Source organism: Pseudovibrio sp. WM33, assembly GCF_001623165.1.
Lineage (GTDB): Bacteria > Pseudomonadota > Alphaproteobacteria > Rhizobiales > Stappiaceae > Pseudovibrio.
In genome coordinates this window covers 20,120-44,939 of the sequence record NZ_LMCK01000021.1, presented here as the reverse complement: position 1 = coordinate 44,939, position 24,820 = coordinate 20,120, and the positions used below count along the sequence as shown (strand labels likewise).

The window sequence follows — 24,820 nt, the reverse complement described above, 5'->3', positions numbered from 1 at the left end:
TAATTACTCCAAGTGGGAAAAAGGTGGTTATGCAGCGAGCGTTGGTTTGCACCTAGTGCAAGAAAGCAACAATCAGCCCAACTTACTCACAGACGCCTTATCTGGAGCTGGCCCGCCACCCGCAGCAATCCCATACAAGCTTTGCCGCAAACCGGCCCTCATAACACGCAAAAACACCGCCCCCGGTGCATGGAAGCGGTGTTTTTTGAAAGCCCTGATATCGCCGAAAATTAAAGCCGATAGAGGATTTGATCTGTCCAGAAGCGTTCCAGACGACGCAGGGACCGGTTCAGCTCTTCAAAGTTCTCGGTTGAGAGCTCACCAACCTGCTCAACAGAAAGAATATGACGACTGTAAAGGTCATCAACAATCTGAGCAATCTCGCGCCCTTTTTCCGTCAGGCTCACCCGCACAGAGCGGCGATCCATCTGGGAACGTTCGTGATTGATGTATCCGGTTTCAACGAGTTTCTTCAGATTATAAGAAACGTTGGAACCAAGATAATAACCGCGAGTACGAAGCTCGCCTGCAGTCAGCTCGGCGTCGCCAATGTTGAAAAGAAGCAGCGCCTGAACGCTGTTCACATCGGAACGACCCATCCGGTCAAACTCATCTTTAATGACGTCAAGAAGACGACGATGCAGACGCTCGATGAGCGTCAGTGCCTCGAGGTATGCAGGCTTCAGCCCTACCGTTTCTTCTTCTTGCGCCAAGACCTCAACGGCCCTGTTTGTATTGATCATCTGGTTGCGCCTCATGTCCATATTTTTCGTGCGTTCGTATTTTTATCAGCACTTGAAGCAAATTTACGCGACCGCTTCTAAGAACCGCTTAAGAGACACGATGAATTATTTCTTAATCACTAGCAAGCGTGTAGACCTTTCCGTTAACCCTCTGTTTACCCTGACTTCCGAAGCAAGTGGATGATGCCGGAGAAGTCGACGTTTTCCCCGCCATTGTTACAGTATTCCTCATAGAGCCGAGCCGCCTTTTCACCCATTGGTGTGTTAGCTCCGCTCGAATCTGCTGCCTCTTCCGCCAGTAGCAAGTCTTTCAGCATCATTGGCGCTGCAAAGCCGGGCTTATATTCATTGTTGGCTGGCGACGTCGGAACCGGTCCGGGAATCGGGCAGTAGGAGGTCAAAGACCAACACTGACCGGAGGACTTGGAGGAGATGTCGTAAAGCTTCTGTGGATCCAGACCCAACTTTTCAGCCAAAACAAACGCCTCGCAGGTACCAATCATCGAAATACCAAGCAACATGTTGTTACAGATCTTTGCTGCCTGCCCAGCGCCAGCATCACCGGCATGAACAATCGAGGCTCCCATAATATCCAGGAGCGGCTTAGCCCGTTCAAATGCAGAATCAGGCCCACCAACCATAAAGGTCAATGTGCCGTTCGCAGCACCCACAATACCACCGGAAACCGGAGCATCGACCATGCTCATGTCAGCTTCGCTTGCTGCTTTTGCAACATCACGGCTGCTGTCCACATCAATAGTCGAGCTATCGATAAACAGCGTGCCCTTTGGTGCATGCACAAGAATTCCATCTTCGCCCGTATACACGGCACGAACATGCTTCCCTGCTGGCAGCATGGTAACAACAGCCTGAACGTCGCGAACCGCTTCAACTGCTGACGAAGCAACTTGCCCGCCCGCAGCCTGAAACGCAGTACGCGCCTCTTCAGAAAGATCTACACCGACGACTTCATGTCCGGCTTTGACAAGATTTGCAGCCATAGGGCCGCCCATATTGCCAAGACCAATAAAAGCAACGCGAAGAACAGTTTCTCCCATTGCATCCTCCCGAAAATCGCCGTCCGTCAGGATTTTGAACATTTAGAACTTGCCCCAAGCTGATCACCTAGGGTTCGCTCAGATCAATTTGACGTGAACGGCAGTTTGCAAAACAGTAAATTTCAATGAGTTACAGACCAAACTGAACTTTGGTCGATCAGGCCCGTTCCTCTCGCTCTGCAAGGTAAAGCAGAACGAGGTAAAGGGCGATTGCACTGATGTAGAATACGACCTCAGTCGGACTACGACCAAAGACCATGGGAAACACGGAATACATCACCACCTGAGCCAGAGAACGGAACAACCACATCACGGTGCCCCAGCTGGCAAGCAGCCACAGACCGATGGCTGTGACCAGGTCCAGAATCGCAAAAAAGATGATGGTAGACTGCACCTGAACACCGACGTCCTCAAACGGAGCGCCATCAATCAGGCGCACACCGAGTATAGCACCCCAATAGCTCAGGCCTGCAAAAAGCATGAAAACGGCAAGCAGCCTGACATACGCATGCAGCAAAAACTGAAAGGAGGGAACCCTCTTCATCAGTTCTACAAAAACGCCAGGCATACCTAAAGCTCCACCTTACACATCTGCCCCAATCACAGGCAGCAAGCCCCTTGCCCCGTTAAAATACGAGGTCACCCCCCTTCGGTGACATAAAATGGGCCTCAACATCAACTGTTTTTATTTCATCAAGGCTTGAATGCTGCCATTTAGGTTCATGATCCTTATCGATAATCACAGCTCGTACACCCTCATAGAAATCCTTACCCAGCAAAATCTGCGAAACGATCCGATGCTCCATGACCATACAATCAGCCATGGAAAGCCCGGCACCGCGTCGCACTTGCTGAAAAGCAACTTCCATGCTGAGCGGAGATCGCTTGGCAATTGTATCCAGAGCAGCAACCGCAAAATCATTGTGCTCAGAGCCTTGTAGCTTGCGCAAACGGTCCACAACTTCCAGCGTGCTCTCAACACCAAAACATTCATCCACCACATCCGCTTTGGTATGCAGCGGCGCAGGACCCGGATCATAGGCAAAGCGCGCCAGCACAGGCTCCACGTCCAGCGCCTCGCACAGCGCCTCTTCCAGAGCGGCCATATCCTCAGACTTCACCGCATGGGTCAGGATACCAGTCCAGTAGCAATCTGCTTGCCTCAAACGCTCACCGGTCATCGCACAGTACATACCCGTGTTCTGAGGCATTTTCGGCAGGAAGTGGCTGCCCCCCACATCCGGAAAAAAGCCAATCGCAGTCTCAGGCATGGCAAACATCGTCTTCTCACTGCCCACACGGTATGCGCCATGAACCGAGATGCCGACACCGCCTCCCATCACAATACCATCAAGCAGTGCAATCAAAGGCTTAGCGTAGCTTTCCATATACGTGTTGAGGCGGTACTCATCCGCAAAGAACGGCAGGCTCACATCAATTTTCTCAGGGCCGTTTTCAGCAACCTGACGAATATCCCCACCCGCGCAGAAGGCCTTTTCACTGTTGCTCTTGATGAGAACATGGTGAACCGCATCATCAATCAGCCAGCGTTCCAGCTGCCGGTGCATCGCAACGCACATCTCATGTGTCAGCGCGTTCAGCGCCTTGGGGCGATTGAGAATGATAAGACCGGCATGGCCCTTCTCTTCAAAAAGAACATCAGTAGTTTCGGACAAGACTTCCCCCGCATATTCCTGTTGCACAGCGTACCTATTCATTTTGCTAAAATTATCTGGCGTATTTCCGAAAACAGGACACTGGTTTCCGGTTAAAGATACGCAACACAAAAGCTAAAGCAGCTCACTCAGTCCATCCTAAGAAGAACCGCTTCGGCAACTCAAGCTTTCATCAGTTCACGCGCTACGATGACGCGCATGATCTCGTTGGTCCCTTCCAGAATCTGGTGCACCCGCAAGTCGCGCAAATGACGCTCCAGCGGATAATCCTTCAGATACCCGTAACCACCATGGATCTGCAGCGCTTCATTGACCACCTTGAAGCCCGTATCCGTCGCAAGGCGTTTGGCCATCGCCGCCATTTTGGTCGCCTGAGGATCTTTCCGGTCCAACAGAGACGCCGCCTTGTGCAGCAACAAACGCGCTGCTTCCAGCTCCGTCGCCATATCCGCAATCTTGAACTGCAGCGCCTGAAACTGAGCCAGCGACCGCCCGAACTGCTTGCGCTCATCCATGTATTGCAACGCCCGCTCCAGACAGAACTGCGCCCCACCAAGCGAACAGGCGCCAATGTTCAGGCGCCCACCATCAAGCCCGGCCATGGCAATAGAAAAGCCCTGCCCCTCTGCGCCAACCAAATTCTCAACTGGAACACGGCAGTCTTCAAAGATCACCTGCGCTGTTGGCTGGCTGCACCATCCAAGCTTATGCTCGTTGGCCCCAAAGGACAGACCCGGCGCATCCTTCTCAACCACGATACAGGATATCCCCTTCGGCCCATCCTCACCCGTGCGAACCATACACACGTAAACATCAGAGACACCGCCGCCAGAGATGAAGGATTTTGAGCCGTTGATCACATAATGATCACCATCCCGCACCGCCTTCGTGCGCAGCGACGCCGCATCCGATCCAGCCCCCGGCTCGGTCAGACAATAACTCGCCACCTTCTCCATACTGCAAAGACCGGGGAGAAATCTCTGCCGGACCTCATCAGACCCAAACCGGTCCACCATACCAGCGGCCATATTATGGATAGACAAAAACGCCGAGGTAGAAACACATCCCTTGGAGAGCTCTTCAAAGATCAACGCCCCATCAAGACGTCCCAGCTGTGAGCCGCCCACATCTTCACGCACATACAGCCCGCCCAGACCCAGCGCCGCTGCCTTGCGAAGCACATCCAGCGGGAAATGAGATTTCGCATCCCACTCTGCTGCAAAAGGCGCCATCTCCTCCTGCGCAAATCCGGCTGCCATATCCACAAAGGCGCGTTGATCTTCGTTCAGTTCAAATTCCATGGAATCCGTCCTCCCGGCAAGCAGCCTCCCACAACCACCAGCCACAATATTAATGTAATTGCGTCAATCGGTAGACCCACACCAAAACTGCGTCAATTCTCGGAAAGACCAAGATAAGACCAATTGCTCAGTCAAAACAGCGGCCCGTACACAGCAACGTTCCAAAAACGCAAAGCTTTCAAACCAACGCAACAAATCGCGCAAAGCTATAATCTACGAGTGATTCCCCGCTTGCTCCCCTCATGCCTCCAATCAGCTGAGAGGATAAGTCTGTCGTCCACCGTTTAATTGCTCTGAAAGCGAAAACCTTCCCGCGATTCTAAAGAACCTCTGGAACACAAAAAGAATTTGAGTTTCATCAAGCAAACTCCCCGTGCTATCTGACATCAAATGCCCTAGTAGTTTTGAGTAAACCGACGCTCTCAGAGCTAAAGACGCCACACAACAAGTCATTCAGGTGAGTTACCATGCCGTTTGCCAATGAATCGCATTCTTCCGTAGACATGAACCAGATTTTGAACGGCCGCCGAATGCGTCGCAATCGTCACAGCGATTGGTCCCGTCGTTTGATCCGCGAAAACACAATCACCACGGACGACCTGATCTGGCCAATCTTCCTGATTGATGGCGAGAAGAAAACCGAACCAGTCACCTCCATGCCAGGCGTTGAGCGCTATTCTGTCGATATGGCAGTGCGCGCCGCTGAGCAGGCTGCAGAACTTGGCATTCCGGTTATGGCACTGTTTCCAAACACTGACCCTGATTTGCGCGATGAAATGGGCACCGAAGCGCTGAACGACAGCAACCTGACCTGCCGCGCTCTTCAGGCGATCAAAGCAGAAGGTTTCCCTGTTGGCCTGATGACAGACGTTGCGCTGGACCCTTACACCTCTCACGGCCACGATGGCCTGATGGCAGGCGACAAGATCATCAATGATGAGACCGTAGATCAGCTGTGCCGTCAGGCTCTTATTCAGGCCGAAGCAGGCTCTGATATCATTGCACCTTCTGACATGATGGATGGCCGTATCGGTGCAATCCGCTATGCGCTGGACAATAATAACTTCGAAAACCTGCAGATCATGGCCTACTCCGCAAAGTATGCCTCTGCCTTCTATGGCCCGTTCCGCGACGCTGTTGGCTCCAACTCTAACCTGAAGGGCGACAAACGCACCTATCAGATGGATCCGGCCAACACGGACGAAGCGCTGAAAGAAGCTGAGCTGGATCTGGATGAAGGTGCAGACATGATCATGGTGAAGCCGGGAATGCCTTACCTTGATATTCTCCGCCGCATCAAAGACGCCTTCCTTGCACCAACCTACGCCTATCAGGTCTCTGGCGAATACGCCATGATCTGTGCAGCAGCGCAAAACGGCTGGATGGACAAAGACAAAGCCATGCTGGAAAGCCTGATGGCGTTTAAACGCGCTGGCGCAGATGGTGTCTTAACCTACTTTGCACCTGAACTTGCGAAAAAGCTAAACGGCAAATAAAGCCCGTAAAACAAGACACCTGCGAGAACAAAACATGCCAAAGGTGGCCTCACCTCTTCTCACCCTTTCAAAGATTGAAGAGGCTGCAAACAACATCAAGGGCGCGGTGATATCAACACCGCTCCTGCCAGCAGCACAACTGGATGCCATCACTGGCGCCACTGTTTTCGTCAAATACGAGAACATGCAGGCCACCAATGCCTTCAAAGAGCGCGGCGCCCTGAACAAGCTGCTTCACCTGACAGATGAAGAGAAAAGCCGCGGCGTGATCGCCATGTCCGCCGGCAATCACGCGCAAGCTGTGGCTCTTCACGCACAACGTCTTGGCATCCCGGCACTCATCGTCATGCCCAACGGCACGCCTTACGTAAAGGTGGAAGCAACCAAAGCCTTTGGCGCCAAAGTCGTTCTTGCCGGTGAAACCGTAGACGATGCCAAGAATGAAGCTGACCGCCTTTCAGAAAAACACGGCTACATCTGGGTTCATCCGTTTGATGATCTGGAAGTCATCGCAGGACAAGGCACAATCGCCCTTGAAATGCTGAAGGCCCAGCCAGATCTGGACACGCTGATCGTACCAATCGGCGGTGGCGGTATGATCTCCGGCATCGCAGTCGCAGCCAAAGCGATCAAGCCGGATATCGAGATCATCGGTGTTGAAAGCGAGCTCTACCCGTCCATGTATGCTGCCCTGCGCAACCAGCCAATGGAATGCGGTGGCAACTCTCTGGCAGAGGGTATCGCGGTCAAAGTGCCCGGCACTTATACCCAGCAGCTGGTCAAGCAATATGTCGACGATATTCTGCTCGTCAGCGAAAGCCAGATCGAGGAAGCCATCAACATCTTCCTTACCCGCCTGAAAACGGTGGCTGAAGGAGCTGGCGCTGCTGGCCTTGCAGCCATTTGCGCCCACCCGGAGCGATTTAAAGGCAAAAAGGTTGGACTTGTCCTCTGCGGAGGCAACATCAATCCCCGCCTGCTGGCATCTATCGCATTGCGCCAGCTGGTACGCCTCGGCAACATCATACACATCCGCTGCAACATCCCGGACCGTCCGGGCATCCTTGGCGAAATCTCGACAACGATCGGTCAGCTGGGCGGCAACATTTTAGAAGTCTCTCACCATCGCCTCTTCCTTGACGTCTCCGTAAAAGGCGCAACACTGGACGTGGCTATTGAGACCCGTGACAATCAGCACGCAAAAGAAATCGTTGCTGCGCTGGAAGAAGGAGATATCCACGTCTCCCACCTGTCTTCTGGCGAGATGCGATTCTAGGGTTATCCCCACTCGCAAACTGCAATTGAGATCAGCATCTGCGCCGAACACCGCGTTCGCGCAGATGCTCGCATTATGAGCGGCGCAAAACTATCCTCTCATTGCCAGATTCTACAAAAATAGTTTGCTACCCCCGCTTGAAACTTGAAAATAGCACACCCAATTCTACTGAGAGACGCTGGGGAATGCCCCCGGCACAGTTGAACCTGACAGAGGCAAAAATGAGCCAAGAAGTGAGCGCGCACCCGAACATCTATTATGATCCCTATCTTAATCCTCAGCTGTTTGACGGCGTGCGGAAAAAACGGATCTTTGCGTGCATCATCGATATTATCGCGATCACCGTTCTTTCCGGCATCGCTTACTTTGTCGTCGGCTTCCTCGGCATCCTGACACTCGGTCTTGCATGGCTGTTATTCCCTGCAATCTGGCCACTTGTTGCCCTAGCCTACACTGCGTTTTCACTGGGTGGGTTTAACTCGGCAACACCGGGCATGCGTGCGTTTGGCTTGGAAATGCGCCTCAGCAACGGCGGACGTCCATATCCGCTCTATGCAGCAATCCACGTCCTGCTCTTTTATTTCTCAGTAACAATACTCAGCCCTTTTGTCCTCATAGTCTCATTGTTTAGTGACCAAAAGCGCCTGCTCCATGATATCGTGCTTGGTGCCGTTATTATGAATTCCCCGGTGGATAGTTTGCATCGATAACAAACCAATGATGCAACGTGCAGTGACGAACCTGCCAGGACCCTCTAATAACGTGTGAAAGTGTAGCACGAGCGGGGACGCGCATGGAGAACCTGAACATACCGATGATCCTGACCTTTGCGATCATCGGATTCACGATTATCCTTTATGCGCTGGAACGCATCGCCATCGAAATCGTAGCACTGGGCTCTATTGTTGCTCTCATGCTGTTGTTCATGGCCTTCCCTCAGACATCAAATGGAACGCCAATCAGGCCGGAGGATTTTCTCTCCGGCTTTTCCAATCAAGCGCTGATCACGGTGATCTGCTTGCTGATTGTCGGCCAAGGCCTCTTCCAGACGGATGCCCTCGACAAACCCGCTCAGGCAATCCTGCGCATCTCAAAACAGCGCCGCTGGCTGGCAACCGGCCCTTTGCTGATTACTGTTGGCATTGTCAGCGCATTTTTGAACAACACACCCGTTGTTGTCATCACACTGCCAATTCTGACCACCGTCGCCGCCGCGCATAACACCTCCTCCTCTCGTTTTCTCATGCCCCTTTCGTTCATTACGATCCTGGGCGGCATGACAACGATGATCGGCTCCTCCACCAACCTGCTCGTAGCCAATGTCGCCAACGCAACTGGTGAAGTCCGTATCAACTTCTTCACCTTCACCGCATTCGGCTCCATTCTCGCAGCCGTCGGCGCAGTTTATGTTCTGGTGATTTTGCCGCGTCTGCTCAAACCTCGCCAAACCATGGCAGAGGAGTTCACCGGCAAGGATGGTCGCCAGTTTATCGCACAGATTCCAATAGTTTACGGCCATCCTCTGGTGGGAGAAAAGGCTGTCGCAGGCATGTTCCCAGCGCTTAAGGAAATGACGGTTCGCCTGATCCAGCGCGGCGAACGCCCGCTCCTGCCGCCCTTTGAAGACGTTCAGCTGCAGCCCGGCGATACAGTAATTGTTGCCGCAACTCGTGACACCCTCACCCGCGCTATTAGCCAACGCCACCCACTCCTTCCGGCAGATGCAAACGAGAGCCCGACCAGCGAAGCAGAACACGCTTCTCCGTCTGGTACGCTCACTCTTGCAGAAGCAGTTATTGCGCCCGGCTCCCGCCTGATTGGCCGCACGCTCTCCATGACAAGTTTCCACGCCGACACCGGCTGTGTTGTCACCGGATTGCAGCGTCGCAGCCGCATGCCACGCATGCCAATGACCGATATCCGTATGGAATCCGGGGATGTTTTGCTGATTGCCGGTAACCGGGAAGAGATCAACCGCCTGCGCGGAAACCGCGATGTTCTGCTCATGGACTGGTCAGCAACCGAACTGCCACAACGACAATATGCCCGTCGCGCATTGGCAATCTTCGTCGCCATGATCACCTTAGCAGTGTCTGGTGTCGTGCCAATTGTGGTGGCATCAATCGCAGCAACCCTCGCCATGATCATGTGCGGTTGCCTCAACATCCGCCAGACACTCCGCACGATCGACAGCCGAATATTCATGCTGATCGGCGCCTCCATTGCCGCCTCCCTCGCTCTGGAAGCGACGGGGGGTGATAATGCCATTGCACAGACATTGCTCAACATTGCTGACGGCAGATCTCCAGCCTTTGTCCTCTCGCTTCTCTTTGCCGTTGTTGCGGTTTTAACCAATTTACTAAGCAACAACGCTACAGCGGTGCTCTTCACGCCCATCGCAATCGAGATGGCACACAGGACAGGCGTGCCCGTAGAACCCTTCATCGTCTGCCTGATTTTTGCAGCAAACTGTTCATTTGCAACACCAATCGGCTATCAGACAAACCTCATCGTAATGGGTCCAGGTCACTACCGTTTCTCAGATTTTCTCTTCGCCGGCACACCTCTCGCCATAATCATATGGTTGACCTTCTCAATTGTCGCTCCTTACTATTATAATCTGTAAGGCGAAAAGAGGATAAATAAGAGAAAGGGACGCTCTAGGTGACACGGCAAGCCTATGATAACCCGCAGTTTTATCTGACTGCCCCTACGGATTGCCCCTACCTGCCAGATCGTAAAGAACGTAAAGTCTTCACGCATCTTGTCGGGCCCAACGCCCCTGCGCTCAATGATGTCCTCACACAAGGCGGCTTCCGCCGCTCGCAAAACATCGCCTATCGTCCAGCCTGCGAAGACTGCCGCGCCTGCGTTTCAATCCGCGTCTGCGCACAAGAGTTTCAATGGACGAAGTCTTTGAAGCGTGTCTGGAAAGACAATCAGGATCTGATAGGAACAGAACTTCCACCCGGCCCATCAACAGAGCAATACGATCTGTTCCATGAATACTTAAGTGCCCGCCACACCAACGGCGGCATGACAGAGATGTCCCCAACCGACTATTCCATGATGGTGGAAGATACACACGTAGAGACAGCCCTCATTGAATACCGGCGCAGAGGCCCCAACTCCTTCATATCCGGCGAAGGCGAAGGACCGCTGATTGGCGTTGCATTAACAGATCGCCTTTGCGACGGCCTGTCCATGGTCTACTCGTTCTTCGACCATAACGAGACCACCAGAAGCCTCGGCACCTATATGATTCTGGAACACATTGCCCGTGCACAGCACCTTGGTCTGCCCTACGTATACTTGGGATACTGGGTTCAGGGGTCTCCAAAGATGACTTACAAAGAACGCTTCAAGCCACAAGAGCACCTTGGTGCACAAGGCTGGGAAAAGCAGAAATGATATCCCCCTCTCAAATCTAGAGGGATTTCAGATAGCCCTGAACGCGCAGGAACACCGACGTAAACTCTTCAGCAGTAATGCGCCGCGTGTTTACGTTGTACTGCGAACAATGGAAGCTGGAAAACATTCTGAGAGAAGGCGTAAGCTGAATTTCACAAGCATGCGCAAAAGGATAGTCACGAAGCTTAAGCTCAAAAGCTTTGAGCAACTCCTCATGCGCTGTCCGCCCAACAGCCACAACAGCCCTCGTAGCATCACTAACCAACAGAGAATCCAGAAAGAATTCGCGACACCTCCGGATTTCGGCAGGTTTCGGCGCATTCTTCGGCGGCATACACTTCACCACATTGGTAATGCGAACATCAATCGGCTCAATCCCGAGCTCAGGCTCTGCCTCATTCCTGTAAGCAGCAAAACCACTCGCCGTCAGCGCACCATTCAACATCTCACCCGAAAAATCGCCAAAGAATGGAATACCCGTACGGTTCCCCCCTTTGTGCCCAGGCGCCAACCCAACAACAATAAGAGAGGCATCAACTGGACCAAAATCCAGCACCGGCGCATTGTGCCAGTCAGGATGAAGCGCGCGCAATTCCTCCCTATACGCAACAAGCCGGGAACAGAGTGCACACCCTCTCCCCGGCTTCTGCAAACTTTCGATACCGTGACGAACCTTAGTAGTCGTCATCTCCGATCTCATCATCCTCTTCTTCAACACGAGGTGGACGTTCACTTGGGTCACGTCCAACACGCTGCATCAGCGTAGACAATTCAATGAAGTGATCAGCCTGACGGCGCAGGTCATCAGCAATCATTGGAGGTTGTGTCTGAAGTGTAGAAACAACAGAAACTTTACGGCCACGACGCTGCAGCGCCTCAACCAGAGAACGGAAGTCACCATCACCAGAGAACAGTACAATATGGTCAACATGGTCAATAAGCTGCATGGCGTCTACAGCCAGCTCGATGTCCATATTGCCCTTAATTTTGCGACGTCCTGCAGAATCCACGAATTCCTTTACAGGTTTGGTAACAACTTTATAGCCATTGTAGTCCAGCCAATCGATCAGAGGTCGAATGGAGGAATACTCCTGCTCTTCCACCAACGCTGTGTAATAGTAAGCGCGTAGCAGGTAGCCCTTTGATTGGAATTCTTTCAAGAGACGCTTGTAATCGATATCGAAGCCAATAGCTTTCGCTGTCGAATAAAGGTTCGCTCCATCAATGAATAAAGCAATCTTTTCGCGGGGATCAAACATATTATTTTTAGCCTTTCCGCTGCACAGACGCGTAAGTCAGTAACTTGTTATAAGCAATCACTTTCTGGGCATGCCTGTTTGCTGTCGTGACATGCCTAGAATGTATGCCATTCTAATTGACCCGGTTGCACTCTACGTTAAATCGAATACGCATTCGTTACGGACAAACATAAAACCTTGCCCCTCAGCATATATATTGCATTGGCCTAGTTAATATTGGACCAATGCGGTTCGATTCACCGGCCAGAAACTAGAACAAGATGAATGAAATTTACAGATGTCATCTTGCATAAATTAACAGGAACCCACTAAATATTCCCAGTTTATATTATAGATCCAAGTTAGCTTAGAAACAAACCACCGGATATAGATACTAAAGGTTCCAATAGAAACAAGGTTTCCTTGTTTTTTCGGATCTAGTGCATCCCAAGAAAATCTAGGGCCCCAAATGGGTTAATCTCTTATGTTATTTTTTTTCATCTATTCCAATTCCAGTGTACAATTCACATCTTGAATAGCATTCAGGAGTTACAGATTTGAAAATTCATTCCCCCCAGAAGAAGCTGTAATAAAAAACTAATCCGACGCAGCACTGCACACTAAAACATCTCTTCACAATAGTATTTAAACTAAAATCATGCGCGATAGACCTAAAGCCCCAATTTTTCTATGGCCTAATCTTAAGCAGCAGAAAGATGGAAAAACGCTCCCCACATAATAAGATGTAAAGGAGTTGCACAAAAAATGCAGAAACGGCTCTTGCCTTGCAACAAGAAGCATTCTATGAGTGGCCTCTGAATTCCCAGATATTATGGAGTGATCGAATGGCACGTGTGACCGTCGAAGATTGCGTCGACAAGGTTGAAAACCGGTTCGAGCTGGTTCTACTTGCCAGCCATCGCGCCCGGATGATTTCAAGTGGTTCTCCACTGACAATCGACCGCGACAATGATAAAAATCCGGTCTGCGCACTTCGCGAGATTGCTGAAGAAACTGTGAGCCCTGAAGATCTTAAAGAAGATCTCATTCACTCACTACAGAAGTTCGTTGAAGTTGATGAACCAGAAGCTGAAACAGCTCCAATGGTTCCAAGTGACCCACAGCAGCTTCAGATTAATGCCGTTGATGATTCAGAAGTAGAATTTGACAGTATTACTGAAGAAGACCTGCTCAAGGGGCTTGAAGGCTTGGTACCGCCGGAACGTTCCGACGACTACTAATCGCCCTCTGCAAGATGTCGGCGTCGGCCGGGCCGGCGCCTCGCATTTTCAGGTCCGGCCCAAGCTTATTTTTAAAGTGAAGCGGCCGCCCGAAAATGATGCGTCAATACGAACTTGTTGAGAAAGTAACCAGCTACAATCCCAATGCGGATGAAGCACTGCTCAACAAGGCATATGTTTACGCCATGCAAAAGCATGGTACCCAGACCCGCGCCTCTGGGGATCCTTATATTTCCCACCCTCTTGAAGTTGCTGCAATCCTCACGGATCTGAAGCTTGACGACGCAACCATTGCTGTCGCTCTTCTTCACGACACCATTGAGGACACCGATGCCACGCGTGCTGAGATTGACCGCATGTTTGGCGAAGAGATCGGCAAGCTCGTAGAGGGGCTTACTAAGATCCAACGCCTGGATCTGGTTTCCAGAAAAGCAAAACAGGCCGAGAACTTCCGCAAGCTCCTGCTTGCGATTGCTGATGATGTCCGCGTCCTCCTTGTGAAGCTGGCTGATCGCCTGCACAACATGCGCACACTTCACCACATGCGCGAAGACAAACGCCTCCGCATCGCTGAAGAGACCATGGAAATCTATGCGCCCCTTGCTGGCCGCATGGGTATGCAGGACATTCGCGATGAGCTGGAAGACATCTCTTTCGAAACACTCTATCCCGATGCCCGCGATACCATTCGTGAACGCCTGGCAACTCTGCATGGCAAGAACGAAAGCCTGATCACGGACATTGAAGAGGACCTGACGCAGCGCCTCGCCGAACAAGGCATCACAGCCAAGATCAGCGGACGCGAAAAGCGCGCTTACTCCATCTTCCGTAAGATGGAAGAAAAGTCTCTCGGCTTCGAACAGCTCTCCGATATCTACGGCTTTCGCGCAATCGTACCAACACCAGAAGACTGCTACCGTGTACTGGGCGTGATCCATACGGCATGGCCATGCGTACCGGGCCGCTTCAAAGATTACATCTCGACGCCAAAGCAGAACGACTATCGCTCCATACACACAACCGTGGTTGGGCCGAAACGTCAGCGTGTAGAGCTGCAGATCCGCACCCAAGCCATGCACCGCATCGCTGAGAACGGCATCGCAGCACACGCGCTCTATAAAGACGGCGTCACTGGTGGCCGCAACATTCAGTCCATGACGGCTGAATCCCGCGCCTATGGCTGGCTGCGTGGCACCATTGACCTGCTAGCGCAAGGGGAGTCCCCGGAAGAATTCCTCGAGCACACCAAGCTTGAACTCTTCCACGACCAGGTCTTCTGCTTCACACCAAAAGGCCGCCTGATCGCACTGCCACGCGGCGCAACCCCAATCGATTTCGCCTACGCCGTTCACACAGATATCGGCAACACCTGCGTGGGCTGTAAAATCAACGGACGCATCTCCTCGCTGGTCACTGAGCTGACCAACGGCGATGAAGTCGACGTCGTCCGCTCACAGGCGCAGACCCCTCCTCCGGCCTGGGAAAATATTGCTGTTACAGGCAAGGCACGCTCTGCAATTCGCAAGGCAACCAAAGCTTCCGCACGCCAGCAATATGGCGGACTAGGCAAACACATCCTCGAACGCGCCTTCTCCCATGCAGGCAAGGACTTCGATGAAGCTGCTCTCGAAACACACATCAAGAAGTTCAATATGGAAACCACGCTCGACTTGCTCGTCGCTGTGGGTCGCGGAGATGTACAGGCGAGCGCAATTCTGGAAGTTGCATATCCAGACTACGCACCAGCACATACTGCCGACCGCAACCCAAGTGCACCACCCGCAGCAGGTTCAGCCTCAGAAGGCTGGTTCGATCTGGATAAAGGCAGCTCAGTCAAGTTCAAGATTCCGGAAGGATCTCAGGAGAGTTCCAAGAACGGCTCTCTGCCGATCCGCACCAGCGTCTCCGGCTCGCTCCCTGTACGCTTTGCCCCAAGCGGCGGCGCAGTACCAGGAGATCGCATCGTCGGCATTCTGACGCCGGGCGTTGGCATCACCATTTACCCGATCCAGTCACCGGACCTGAAGGAATTCGACGATCAACCTGAGCGTTGGCTCGACGTGCGCTGGGACATCGACCCCAATGCACCGGAGCGTTTCCCAGCACAGATCAACGTGTTCGCGGTCAACGAACCCGGCTCGCTGGCAGCGATCACCAAGGTCATCGGCGATCACCGCGGTAACATTGATAATATCAAAATGATCCGCAAAGCCTCCGATTTTCACGAGATGCTAATTGATCTTGAGGTATGGGATTTGAAGCACCTGAATCTGATCCTGAACCAGCTGCGTGCCAAACCCAACGTTTCCGAAGCGCAAAGGGTGAACGGCTAGCCGCTGAAGAAAAGAGGAAAACCCATGGGCCCCAATGCAGTCCTGGACGTTTTCAGAGAAACAAAAGCCCTGAAGGAAGGTCACTTCATCCTTCCTTCAGGCTGGCACGGCTCAGCTTACCTGCAACGACAAAAGCTGCTGGAATACCCGGATAAGGTCGAAACCCTCGCCTCCGAACTGGTGAAAAAAATTGCTGCCAACCAGCTCCTCAACTTCTCCCATTTCGTTGCCCCCAGCTTAGGTGGCCTGATCGTCGCACTGCAAACTGCAAGAATCATGCAGAAGAGTGCCCTCTGGCTTCGCCGCGAAGGCGGCTACCTCACCACTGGACCGGCAACCATCCCTCCAAAGTCAAATGTATTTATAGTTCAAGATGTTGTAGGAACAGGCCACCTATGCCTTTCCACAATTGATGCGCTGCAGTCACTGAGCGTTAACACCGTAGGTATTGGTTGTTTTATCGACAGGAGTCTTGACGATACAGACTTAGGAGTACCGCTAATATCTCTTGCTCCTTTAAAACGACCGGTGTATGCAGCCGAGAATGTACCAAAAGAACTCGCTGAGATACCGGCTATAGAAACAACCCCAATCGAGCCGTTCAACTGGCGCGATTGAAATGAGCAAAGTACTTGAACCGAAATGATTTTTAAACGGCGGGATAAACCAACAAGAATAGAACGTATCCGCGTGGCTGTTTGGCCGCGTCACAGTTGGTCTCGCTCTTTCAGGTACTTAACAAAACGGGTTCTCCGCCTTTCAGCCAGCCCAAGAAAGATTGCAGCAGGCTTTGCCGCAGGCGCCGCTGCTTCTTTCACGCCATTCCTCGGTTTTCATTTTATTCTCAGCTTTGTCTTGGCCTATATTCTGCGCGGCAACATGCTTGCCGCGGCATTAGGCACAGCCGTAGGCAATCCACTCACCTTCCCGTTTATCTGGGCCAGCACCTACAAGGTCGGTCTCTATATTATGGATCTGGAAGACAAGCCCCTTCCGGATTTAGGTGGCAAGCTGGATCATTCCATGCTGTCTCAATCGCTGGATTCAATCTGGCCAATCTTAAAACCTATGTTGATTGGCTCAATCCCGCTCGGTCTGGCCGCTGGTGTCTTTTTCTATTTTATTGTTCTGGGCTCGGTTTCCACTTACCAGAAAGCCAGAGCACATCGTTTTCGCTTAAAAAGAAAGCTGGCAAAAAAAAGCAAAAATGTCGCTCAGGAAAAATGAACGGGATCACCGGATCGGCACTCCAACATTGAGCAGACCAGCAGGAGACACAAGTTGTTTCCTTGAAAAGATTTGCACCACAACAACTTATTCAGAAGGCTTGTGAGTTTCGCGCTCACGCGCCAATATATCCGTCACACAACGAGGCAGAGATGATTATTGGCATTGGCAGTGATCTGAGCGACATTCGAAGAATAGAGAAAACACTCTCCCGTTTTCCGGATCGCTTCACAAAACGCGTCTTCACAGATGTTGAGCGGGCAAAAGCAGAAAGTCGCGCCAACAAGGCTGCAACCTATGCGAAGCGTTTTGCCGCCAAAGAAGCCTGCTCCAAGGCCTTGGGCACAGGTCTTTCCATGGGCGTTGCTTGGAAAGAGATGGGCGTCGTAAACCTGCCGAGCGGCAAACCGACCCTGCAACTGTCTGGCGGCGCAAAAGAAAGACTGGATAAACTTGTGCCAAAAGGCTTTGTGCCACGAATTGACCTTACAATTACGGATGATTACCCGCTGGCACAGGCATTTGTCGTTATTTCGGCATGGCCAGAGGACTGGCCGGGTCTAGAGCCGTGAAAACGTAAATGAACTGGATTGCAGAAGTGGCCTTGAACCGCTAAGAGATCCACCTATGTGAATATTATTGTCAGGAGACTGACTCGCACTATTTAAGTGATGGGCATCGGGCCAAGCGAGTATTCTCTTACCACGAAGGATGAACATGAGCCAATCCAAAGAAAAGGAGCAGGAAGGCGGCGTATATGAGACCATTAAGGTCATCGCTCAAGCTCTGCTACTCGCTCTGGTTGTTAGAACATTTCTTTTTCAGCCATTTTTTATTCCTTCGGGCTCCATGAAAGATACTTTGCTGATTGGCGACTACCTGTTTGTCTCTAAGTACAGCTATGGCTACTCAAAGTACTCCTTCCCATTTGGACTGGCACCATTTGACGGACGTGTCTGGAGTTCACCTCCAGAACGCGGTGACATTGCCGTTTTCAAACTGCCAAAAGACAACTCCACCGATTATATTAAGCGTGTGATTGGCTTGCCTGGCGATGAAGTTCAGATGATCAATGGCATTTTGCACATCAATGGCAATGCTGTTGAGCGCAAGCGCATTGACGATTACATCGAAAAAGACGCTTATGGGAACATTCACAAGATCCCACGTTATATCGAAACACTGCCAAATGGCATAAGCTACCAGACCCTTGATATCACGACCAATGGCTCTCTGGACAACACACCCGTCTATCACGTACCAGCAGACCGCTATTTCATGATGGGCGATAACCGGGATAATTCGCAGGACAGCCGCGTTCTTTCCGAAGTGGGCTACGTCCCGTTCGAGAACTTTATCGGACGCGCTGAAATCATCTTCTTCTCTATTGAAGATGACCAGCCTGCATGGATGTTCTGGAAATGGCCTTGGACCGTTCGCTGGGATCGCCTTGGCGACGTACTCTAAAGCGTAGCGCCTGCAAATGGCCTCCGGTTTTCGGAAAAAACTACGCCCAACCACACTTGAAGCAGTTTGAGTGATACAGTTAGTGACACAAACTGCTTCAGAAAGTCTGCAAAGCAGTCTTTGAAGGAATTAGCCGGAATTATGAGCAGAAGAAAAAGACCGGTATCAGACGCAGCTCTGGAAGAGCGCATCGGCTACAAGTTTACAAACAAGGAGCTCCTTGTTCGTGCTTTGACGCATGCCAGTGCCCTTCCGGTTGCAAAGGCTTCCCTGCAGAGCTACCAGCGCCTTGAGTTTTTGGGTGATCGAGTGCTCGGCCTTGCAATTGCGACGATGCTGGAAGAAAATTTCCCTAAAGCAGATGAAGGGGAACTTGCTCGGCGCCTGAACCAACTTGTAAAGCGCGAGACATGCGCTGAAGTTTCCAAGGTCATCGACATTGGCCAGCATATGCGCGTCGGCGAAGCTGAAGCACATACTGGTGGACGATCTAAAACAGCAATTCTTGCAGACATGTGCGAGAGCCTGATTGCAGCAATTTACCTTGATAGCGGATTTGACGAAGCCGAGAGCTTCATCAAACGCTATTTTGCTGTAAGAATGGTGTCTTACACAGGTCCATTGCGAGATGCCAAAACAACTCTTCAGGAGTGGGCACAGTCCAAAGGACGCCCTACTCCGTTATACGAAACAGTCTCTCGCAGCGGCCCAGACCATGCCCCGATCTTCAAGATCCGCGTGAATGTGGAAGGCGTTGGTCCCGGCGAAGCCGTCGGAAGCTCAAAGCGCATTGCAGAACAGTCCGCTGCCGAGAACATCCTGCGCCGCGAAGGCGTGTGGAGCGAATAGGTCTTAAATGAACGACGAAAACAACAACAATGACCTGCCAGAGGGTATGAACTTCAACCTCGGCAAACTCAACGAAAACACACGCGCTGGCTTTGTCGCGTTGATTGGCGCGCCCAATGCGGGCAAGTCGACGCTGCTGAACCAGTTGGTTGGCACGAAGGTTTCAATCGTCACCCACAAGGTGCAGACAACACGCGCAATCGTTCGCGGTGTTGCGATTGAAGACGACAGCCAGGTTATCTTCGTTGACACACCAGGCATCTTCCGCCCGAAACGCCGTCTTGACCGCGCAATGGTCGACACAGCATGGGGCGGAGCCAAGGACGCTGACGTCGTTGCCGTTCTCATTGACGCCAAGAAAGGCATCAATGAATCTGTAGAGCGTATTTTGAACGAACTGGAGCACATCAAACTCCCGAAAGTTCTGATCCTCAACAAGATCGACATCACCAAGCGCGACCAGCTTCTGGCACTTGCGGCAAAAGCCAACGAGTACACAAAGTTTGATCAGACCTTCATGGTCTCTGCTATCAACGGTTCCGGTACAAAGGACATCCTGAAGTACTTCTCTGATCAGATGCCAAAAGGCCCATGGCTTTATCCGGAAGACCAGGCCTCTGACATCCCACTGCGTATGTTGGCCGCTGAGATCACCCGCGAGAAACTTTACCTGCGCCTTCATGAAGAGCTGCCTTACATCTCCACTGTCGAGACCGATAAGTGGGAAGATAAGAAAGACGGCTCCATCCGTATCGAGCAGACAATCTTCGTTGAACGCGACAGTCAAAAGTCAATTGTGCTGGGCAAGAACGGTCAGACCATCAAAGCGATCTCAAAAGCTGCACGTGAAGAGCTCACAGAAGCCTTTGAGACCACAATCCATCTCTTTGTGTTTGTGAAAGTGCGTGAAAACTGGTCCGATGATCCAGAACGCTATCGCAACATGGGATTGGACTTCCCGCACTAGCGTATCCCCGAAAAGCGGATCCAGTTTTCGGACAAGGATACGCTGCGCTTAATGAGCACAACTATGCAGTGGCAGGCAGAAGGCATCGTCATTGGAACACGCAAGCAGGGTGAGAACAACATCCTGCTTGAAGTTCTGACACCGGACAAAGGCCGCTGCCTGGGCTTGGTGCGCGGCGGCAGATCACGCCGCCAGCAACCTGCCCTGCAACTGGGTAATCATCTCAACCTCACCTGGCGCGCGAGGCTGGATGAACATCTGGGCTTCTTCACAGTTGAGCCCCTGCAATTACGCGCCGCCCACCTCATGCAAACTGCAAGAGCTATTCACGGCCTGCAAAGCCTGTGTGCGCAAGTCCGCCTTCTTCCCGAGCGCGATCCACATCCCAATCTGTTTCACGCGCTGGACGTCATTCTCGATCATCTGGAAGACCCTCGAATTGGTGCAGCACTCGTGCTCCGCTTTGAGCTGGAACTGCTCAATGAGCTCGGCTTCGGCCTTGACCTCTCAGAATGCGCTGCCACTGGCGTCACTGACGAGTTGATCTGGGTTTCACCTAAATCAGGCCGAGCGGTTTGCAAAACAGCCGGACAACCTTACGCCGCCAAGCTCCTCACACTGCCAGAGTTCCTGAAAGCGCCCGAGTCGCGGCTCTCTCAAAACATTCAAATCTCGAAGGGGGATATGGAAGCAGGGTTCTCACTCACCGGCTACTTCCTGTTCAAATACATCTATGAGCCGCGCAGCATTGCATGGCCTCCTGCGCGAGACAATTATGTAACCGCGCTCAAAAAAGACTTCGCAGACCTGCCCGACTGAAACGAAGCCACACTAAGCCTATCAATCAGATTGCGGCCCATTCCCACCCGGCAAAACAATCACCGGACCAGTACTGTCTCCTCCCAGCGGGATATAACGTTTCTTGGGCGGCGGCACATAAGGGTGCTGATCCTCTGGTGGAGGCTGATACCAGCTGCGAAGCACACCCGGCGCCTCAACGACCGTGCCCTGCCCTGCACCTTCCGAAGAAGGCGCTTGCTGATCAGATGCACCTTGAGCTGTACTCCCATGATCCGCAGCATGGCTACAAGCCGTGATTGCCACGACCCCAAACACCGTCATAAGACCTTTCAACGCCAAGCTTTGCTTCCTCACCATAACCTCCAATCATTCAACATGTTATCTCCTAAACAGCGACAACATCCTGCCATGTGCACGCTCTAGGATAGCCGAGCAAAAATCAGGTCGGCTTAAACCACCGCTGCAAATCTGAGTAATAATCGAAACCACCTGTTGCCTCTGCTAGTTGCGGTCGATTGGCGAGAATTCGCTCCACCCAAAATGATAGAGCATGATGCGTGAATGCCAATGAACGTGACGTGCTCTAAGTAATCACCGCAGTGAGTCGCAAAACGCATGCCCGCTACACAGGCTTAAACCTTGAAAAAGCGCTGTTTTCTGAGGATTTCATAGGTAGAACGGTGCGTTAGCATGGACAGAACAAGCCAAGAACGATAACCAAGTGTCATGGGACAGGAAGTGATCGGCCATGATGGCCCGGAAACAATCAATCTTAAAGATGCACTGGAAGAGCGTTACCTCAGCTACGCTCTGACAACCATCATGCATCGCGCACTGCCAGATGTACGCGATGGCCTGAAGCCGGTGCACCGACGGATTCTGTATGGCATGCGCCTTTTAAAGCTCGATCCAAATCAGGGCTTTAAGAAGTGTGCGCGTGTTGTCGGTGACGTTATGGGTAAATATCACCCGCACGGTGACGCCGCCATCTACGACGCCCTTGTCCGTCTCGCACAGGATTTCTCCGTTCGCTACCCGATGGTGGATGGTCAAGGCAACTTCGGTAACATCGACGGCGATAGCGCCGCTGCGATGCGTTACACAGAAGCCCGCATGACCGACGTGGCTACCCGCATTCTGGATGGCCTCAACGAGAACGCTGTCGACTTCCGTGAAACCTACGACGGTCTGGATTCCGAACCAGTCGTTCTTCCCGGCAGCTTCCCGAACCTTCTGGCAAACGGCTCCACAGGCATCGCAGTGGGCATGGCAACATCCATCCCCCCACACAATGCCTATGAGCTCTGCAACGCCTGCCAGCTTCTGATTTCCAAACCGGATGCGGAAATCGAAGATCTCCTTGAGCATATCAAGGGTCCGGATTTCCCAACCGGCGGCACAATTGTCAACGATCAGGGCTCCATTGTAGAAGCCTACAAGACAGGCCGCGGCAGCTTCCGGACACGTGCGAAATGGCACAAAGAGGAAGGCCAGCGCGGCACCTACAACATCGTTGTTACAGAGATTCCATACGTCGTTCAGAAGTCCCGTCTGATCGAAAAAATCGCAGAACTCCTCATGGCACGCAAACTGCCGTTGCTGGATGATGTTCGCGATGAGTCCGCTGAAGACGTGCGCGTGGTTCTGGTGCCACGCAACAAAAACGTTGACCCTGAACTCCTCATGGCCTCCCTGTTCAAGCTGACGGATCTGGAAAACAGATTCTCGCTGAACATGAACGTTCTGTCCAAAGGCGTTGTTCCAAAGGTCATGAACCTGAAGGAAGTCCTGCAGGAGTGGCTCGAGCACCAGAAAGAGGTCCTGGTCCGACGCTCCAATCACAGACTTGACCAGATCAACCATCGTCTGGAAGTTCTGGAAGGCTACCTCATTGCCTACCTGAACATTGATGAAGTCATCCGCATCATCCGTGAAGAAGATGACGCCAAGGCGTCTCTCATTCAGGCGTTTGAGCTGACCGACGTTCAGGCAGAAGCCATCTTGAACATGCGCCTGCGCTCCTTGCGCAAGCTCGAAGAGTTCGAGATCAGGAAAGAACACGACAAACTCTCTAAAGAAAAATCAGGTCTGGAAGCTCTCCTCGCCTCCGACAAGAAACAGTGGAACCGCGTTTCCAAGCAAGTCGGCGAGATCGGCAAGGCCTATGGCCCTGAGACAGAAATCGGCAAGCGCAGAACAGACTTCAGCACCGCAACGGACCACGATCTGGAAGAGATCCACCAAGCCATGATTGAGAAAGAACCGATCACGGTTGTTATCTCAGAAAAAGGCTGGATCAGAACGCTTAAGGGCCATGTACAGGACGTCAGCACTCTCACCTTCAAGCAAGGCGATCAGCTGCATCTGTCCTTCCATGCAGAAACCACCAGCAAGATCCTGATCTTCACCAGTGGTGGTAAATTCTATACCCTCGGCGCAGATAAGCTACCGGGCGGCCGCGGCCACGGTGAACCAATCCGCCTGATGCTGGATATGGATGAGACGCAAGAAATCATCAGCGCCTTCGTACATGACCCTGAGCGCAAACTCCTCATGTGCACCGATGGAGCATATGGTTTTGTGGTTCAGGAAAAGGATGTGATCGCCAACACCCGCAAAGGGAAACAGGTGCTCAACGTGACCGCCCCAGCAAAGGCTGTCCTGTGCGTACCGGCTATGGGAGACTATGTCGCGGTCATCGGCCACAACAGAAAACTCCTCACCTTCCCGCTTGCGCAAATCGCAGTCATGACGCGCGGTCGAGGTGTGCGCCTGCAGCGCTACAGAGATGGCGGCATCTCCGATATCAAAACCTTCAGCTCAGAAGAAGGCCTGACATGGACAGATGCATCTGGTCGCACCTTCAAACGCACTCTGGAAGAGATGCAAGACTGGCGCGGTGACCGCGGTCAAGCCGGACGCCTGCCACCAAACGGCTTCCCGAGAACCAATAAATTCGATGGAAGTTCAACAGGTTAAAGAGATACTCAGAATCTAATTCTGCGCAATCTACCTAGTACCTACAAAAACAGAGCCCATGAGGCTCTGTTTTTCGTTTCAGATGAAACTGTCTCTCAGCAACATCTGCTAAGCATCTCTAAATGCAGGAGATCTGAACGGTAATAGCGCACAAAAGAGCGTATCTACGTAGGTTGAAGTTCGCGTCAGACGACCACCGGTCAGCAATCCAACAGCACCAGCCTTTTGCTTGATGTTATCAGTGCCATAAATCTCATCAATAGCGTGCCCAAGCTCCATTCCCGAGCGCACCAACTGCATGACTTTCTCTGGCAGTGGCAGCAGCATGGAACGGCTGGCAGAAACCTGCCCCTCGCGCGAAATCACCACCATCCACGCAAACGTGTAGGCAATGCCGTGTAACTCACAGATACCGCCTTCCAGCCCCACACCAAAGTCCGCATCAGCTTGCGCTTCCAAAGCATTCTCAGCGCGCACCACAGCACCCTGACGCGTTTCCTCATCACTCATTGGCTGATCAGAAACACCAGAAGGAACACTTGCAGAAACCAGCTCAATGTCATCAGCCGGAAATTGAGCCCTGAACGCCTCAAGCGTCGCATTCACCTTGACCGGATTTTGAGAGGCAACAACGACTTTCATTCAAAACTCCTGATCAAACAACGTGTCTCTGGCTAGCCTGTTAAAGGCGCAATCGATTTTCAGATTAAGATAAACTCAAAGCAAATAGCTGGAGCATCACCAGCTATTTGAGATG

Annotated in this window: 24 protein-coding genes; 15 read left to right on the top strand and 9 right to left on the bottom strand. The window is 52.1% G+C overall.

Annotated elements, in window-relative coordinates; translation table 11 throughout:
• Positions 1-230 precede the first annotated feature (230 nt).
• The 5 genes from ldtR to PsWM33_RS05650 all read right to left on the bottom strand — a co-directional run bounded on the left by ldtR (position 231) and on the right by PsWM33_RS05650 (position 4,778).
• A complete protein-coding gene (gene ldtR / locus PsWM33_RS05670; RefSeq protein WP_057464291.1) occupies positions 231-743 on the bottom strand; it encodes a transcriptional regulator LdtR in 513 nt (170 codons plus the stop codon).
• Between the two features lie 155 nt (positions 744-898).
• Positions 899-1,801 carry a 3-hydroxyisobutyrate dehydrogenase gene (mmsB, locus tag PsWM33_RS05665; RefSeq protein ID WP_063299527.1) on the bottom strand — a complete coding sequence of 301 codons (903 nt, stop codon included), beginning with the start codon at positions 1,799-1,801 and terminating at the stop codon, positions 899-901.
• Positions 1,802-1,958: 157 nt separating this feature from the next.
• Positions 1,959-2,369, bottom strand: a complete 411-nt coding sequence (locus tag PsWM33_RS05660) for a DUF6163 family protein (protein ID WP_063299516.1) — start codon at positions 2,367-2,369, stop codon at positions 1,959-1,961.
• Positions 2,370-2,427: 58 nt separating this feature from the next.
• Positions 2,428-3,477, bottom strand: coding sequence for an enoyl-CoA hydratase/isomerase family protein (locus PsWM33_RS05655; RefSeq protein WP_244276653.1), 1,050 nt, complete (start codon positions 3,475-3,477; stop codon positions 2,428-2,430).
• A 161-nt stretch (positions 3,478-3,638) separates the two neighbouring features.
• Positions 3,639-4,778, bottom strand: a complete 1,140-nt coding sequence (locus PsWM33_RS05650) for an isobutyryl-CoA dehydrogenase (RefSeq protein WP_063299514.1) — start codon at positions 4,776-4,778, stop codon at positions 3,639-3,641.
• A gap of 467 nt (positions 4,779-5,245) precedes the next feature.
• Between PsWM33_RS05650 and hemB the strand changes: the two genes are divergently transcribed.
• The 5 genes from hemB to PsWM33_RS05625 all read left to right on the top strand — a co-directional run bounded on the left by hemB (position 5,246) and on the right by PsWM33_RS05625 (position 10,961).
• Entirely contained in the window at positions 5,246-6,274 is a 1,029-nt protein-coding gene (gene hemB, locus PsWM33_RS05645) for a porphobilinogen synthase (protein ID WP_057464288.1), read from the top strand.
• Positions 6,275-6,308: 34 nt separating this feature from the next.
• Positions 6,309-7,550, top strand: a complete 1,242-nt coding sequence (locus PsWM33_RS05640) for a threonine ammonia-lyase (RefSeq protein ID WP_063297553.1) — start codon at positions 6,309-6,311, stop codon at positions 7,548-7,550.
• 200 nt (positions 7,551-7,750) lie between these two features.
• Positions 7,751-8,260 carry an RDD family protein gene (locus PsWM33_RS05635; RefSeq protein ID WP_057464442.1) on the top strand — a complete coding sequence of 170 codons (510 nt, stop codon included), beginning with the start codon at positions 7,751-7,753 and terminating at the stop codon, positions 8,258-8,260.
• Between the two features lie 83 nt (positions 8,261-8,343).
• Complete coding sequence (locus PsWM33_RS05630; RefSeq protein WP_063299513.1) at positions 8,344-10,176, top strand: SLC13 family permease; 1,833 nt, start codon at positions 8,344-8,346, stop codon at positions 10,174-10,176.
• Between the two features lie 38 nt (positions 10,177-10,214).
• Entirely contained in the window at positions 10,215-10,961 is a 747-nt protein-coding gene (locus tag PsWM33_RS05625) for an arginyltransferase (RefSeq protein WP_063289211.1), read from the top strand.
• 16 nt (positions 10,962-10,977) lie between these two features.
• Here the strand turns inward: PsWM33_RS05625 and PsWM33_RS05620 are convergent, their stop codons facing one another.
• The gene (locus PsWM33_RS05620; protein WP_208994411.1) at positions 10,978-11,649 is read right to left on the bottom strand and encodes a uracil-DNA glycosylase; all 672 of its coding nucleotides are present in this window, start codon (positions 11,647-11,649) and stop codon (positions 10,978-10,980) included.
• The gene (locus PsWM33_RS05615) at positions 11,636-12,220 is read right to left on the bottom strand and encodes a LabA-like NYN domain-containing protein (RefSeq protein WP_057464284.1); all 585 of its coding nucleotides are present in this window, start codon (positions 12,218-12,220) and stop codon (positions 11,636-11,638) included. The genes PsWM33_RS05620 and PsWM33_RS05615 overlap by 14 nt, the downstream gene beginning before the upstream one ends.
• 824 nt (positions 12,221-13,044) lie before the next feature.
• On the opposite strand from PsWM33_RS05615, the gene rpoZ reads away from it, so the two are divergent.
• From rpoZ to recO, 9 genes are all read left to right on the top strand, one after another.
• On the top strand, positions 13,045-13,440 hold the full coding sequence (rpoZ, locus tag PsWM33_RS05610; RefSeq protein ID WP_057464283.1) for a DNA-directed RNA polymerase subunit omega: 396 nt from the start codon (positions 13,045-13,047) through the stop codon (positions 13,438-13,440).
• A gap of 95 nt (positions 13,441-13,535) precedes the next feature.
• Complete coding sequence (locus tag PsWM33_RS05605; protein ID WP_063299511.1) at positions 13,536-15,773, top strand: RelA/SpoT family protein; 2,238 nt, start codon at positions 13,536-13,538, stop codon at positions 15,771-15,773.
• A gap of 24 nt (positions 15,774-15,797) precedes the next feature.
• Positions 15,798-16,391, top strand: coding sequence for a hypothetical protein (locus PsWM33_RS05600; protein ID WP_063297557.1), 594 nt, complete (start codon positions 15,798-15,800; stop codon positions 16,389-16,391).
• A 24-nt stretch (positions 16,392-16,415) separates the two neighbouring features.
• On the top strand, positions 16,416-17,000 hold the full coding sequence (locus tag PsWM33_RS05595) for a DUF2062 domain-containing protein (RefSeq protein WP_057464281.1): 585 nt from the start codon (positions 16,416-16,418) through the stop codon (positions 16,998-17,000).
• Positions 17,001-17,152: 152 nt separating this feature from the next.
• On the top strand, positions 17,153-17,572 hold the full coding sequence (acpS, locus tag PsWM33_RS05590; RefSeq protein ID WP_057464280.1) for a holo-ACP synthase: 420 nt from the start codon (positions 17,153-17,155) through the stop codon (positions 17,570-17,572).
• Positions 17,573-17,717: 145 nt separating this feature from the next.
• Positions 17,718-18,467, top strand: a complete 750-nt coding sequence (lepB, locus tag PsWM33_RS05585; RefSeq protein WP_206598980.1) for a signal peptidase I — start codon at positions 17,718-17,720, stop codon at positions 18,465-18,467.
• Positions 18,468-18,608: 141 nt separating this feature from the next.
• Positions 18,609-19,316, top strand: coding sequence for a ribonuclease III (rnc, locus tag PsWM33_RS05580; RefSeq protein WP_057464278.1), 708 nt, complete (start codon positions 18,609-18,611; stop codon positions 19,314-19,316).
• A 46-nt stretch (positions 19,317-19,362) separates the two neighbouring features.
• On the top strand, positions 19,363-20,283 hold the full coding sequence (gene era / locus PsWM33_RS05575; RefSeq protein ID WP_063289384.1) for a GTPase Era: 921 nt from the start codon (positions 19,363-19,365) through the stop codon (positions 20,281-20,283).
• A 63-nt stretch (positions 20,284-20,346) separates the two neighbouring features.
• Entirely contained in the window at positions 20,347-21,102 is a 756-nt protein-coding gene (gene recO / locus PsWM33_RS05570) for a DNA repair protein RecO (RefSeq protein ID WP_063299509.1), read from the top strand.
• Between the two features lie 21 nt (positions 21,103-21,123).
• Here recO and PsWM33_RS05565 read toward each other — a convergent pair whose 3' ends face one another.
• Positions 21,124-21,438: a hypothetical protein gene (locus PsWM33_RS05565; RefSeq protein ID WP_208994410.1), complete on the bottom strand. Its 315-nt coding sequence runs from the start codon at positions 21,436-21,438 to the stop codon at positions 21,124-21,126.
• Between the two features lie 372 nt (positions 21,439-21,810).
• Here PsWM33_RS05565 and parC point away from each other — a divergent pair, with 372 nt between their 5' ends.
• Positions 21,811-24,063, top strand: a complete 2,253-nt coding sequence (gene parC / locus PsWM33_RS05560; RefSeq protein ID WP_063299507.1) for a DNA topoisomerase IV subunit A — start codon at positions 21,811-21,813, stop codon at positions 24,061-24,063.
• Positions 24,064-24,171: 108 nt separating this feature from the next.
• On the opposite strand, the gene yjjX is transcribed toward parC, so the two are convergent.
• Positions 24,172-24,705 (bottom strand): inosine/xanthosine triphosphatase, encoded by a 534-nt coding sequence (yjjX, locus tag PsWM33_RS05555; protein WP_063299506.1) that lies wholly within the window; start codon positions 24,703-24,705, stop codon positions 24,172-24,174.
• Positions 24,706-24,820: the final 115 nt, after the last annotated feature.

Coding starts and splice junctions, on each gene's coding strand:
- ldtR (WP_057464291.1), bottom strand. CDS start 743: ATGATCAATACAAACAGGGCCGTTGAGGTCTTGGCGCAAGAAGAAGAA.
- mmsB (WP_063299527.1), bottom strand. CDS start 1,801: ATGGGAGAAACTGTTCTTCGCGTTGCTTTTATTGGTCTTGGCAATATG.
- PsWM33_RS05660 (WP_063299516.1), bottom strand. CDS start 2,369: ATGCCTGGCGTTTTTGTAGAACTGATGAAGAGGGTTCCCTCCTTTCAG.
- PsWM33_RS05650 (WP_063299514.1), bottom strand. CDS start 4,778: ATGGAATTTGAACTGAACGAAGATCAACGCGCCTTTGTGGATATGGCA.
- hemB (WP_057464288.1), top strand. CDS start 5,246: ATGCCGTTTGCCAATGAATCGCATTCTTCCGTAGACATGAACCAGATT.
- PsWM33_RS05640 (WP_063297553.1), top strand. CDS start 6,309: ATGCCAAAGGTGGCCTCACCTCTTCTCACCCTTTCAAAGATTGAAGAG.
- PsWM33_RS05630 (WP_063299513.1), top strand. CDS start 8,344: ATGGAGAACCTGAACATACCGATGATCCTGACCTTTGCGATCATCGGA.
- PsWM33_RS05620 (WP_208994411.1), bottom strand. CDS start 11,649: ATGACGACTACTAAGGTTCGTCACGGTATCGAAAGTTTGCAGAAGCCG.
- PsWM33_RS05615 (WP_057464284.1), bottom strand. CDS start 12,220: ATGTTTGATCCCCGCGAAAAGATTGCTTTATTCATTGATGGAGCGAAC.
- rpoZ (WP_057464283.1), top strand. CDS start 13,045: ATGGCACGTGTGACCGTCGAAGATTGCGTCGACAAGGTTGAAAACCGG.
- PsWM33_RS05605 (WP_063299511.1), top strand. CDS start 13,536: ATGATGCGTCAATACGAACTTGTTGAGAAAGTAACCAGCTACAATCCC.
- PsWM33_RS05600 (WP_063297557.1), top strand. CDS start 15,798: ATGGGCCCCAATGCAGTCCTGGACGTTTTCAGAGAAACAAAAGCCCTG.
- PsWM33_RS05595 (WP_057464281.1), top strand. CDS start 16,416: ATGATTTTTAAACGGCGGGATAAACCAACAAGAATAGAACGTATCCGC.
- acpS (WP_057464280.1), top strand. CDS start 17,153: ATGATTATTGGCATTGGCAGTGATCTGAGCGACATTCGAAGAATAGAG.
- lepB (WP_206598980.1), top strand. CDS start 17,718: ATGAGCCAATCCAAAGAAAAGGAGCAGGAAGGCGGCGTATATGAGACC.
- rnc (WP_057464278.1), top strand. CDS start 18,609: ATGAGCAGAAGAAAAAGACCGGTATCAGACGCAGCTCTGGAAGAGCGC.
- era (WP_063289384.1), top strand. CDS start 19,363: ATGAACTTCAACCTCGGCAAACTCAACGAAAACACACGCGCTGGCTTT.
- recO (WP_063299509.1), top strand. CDS start 20,347: ATGCAGTGGCAGGCAGAAGGCATCGTCATTGGAACACGCAAGCAGGGT.
- parC (WP_063299507.1), top strand. CDS start 21,811: ATGGGACAGGAAGTGATCGGCCATGATGGCCCGGAAACAATCAATCTT.
- yjjX (WP_063299506.1), bottom strand. CDS start 24,705: ATGAAAGTCGTTGTTGCCTCTCAAAATCCGGTCAAGGTGAATGCGACG.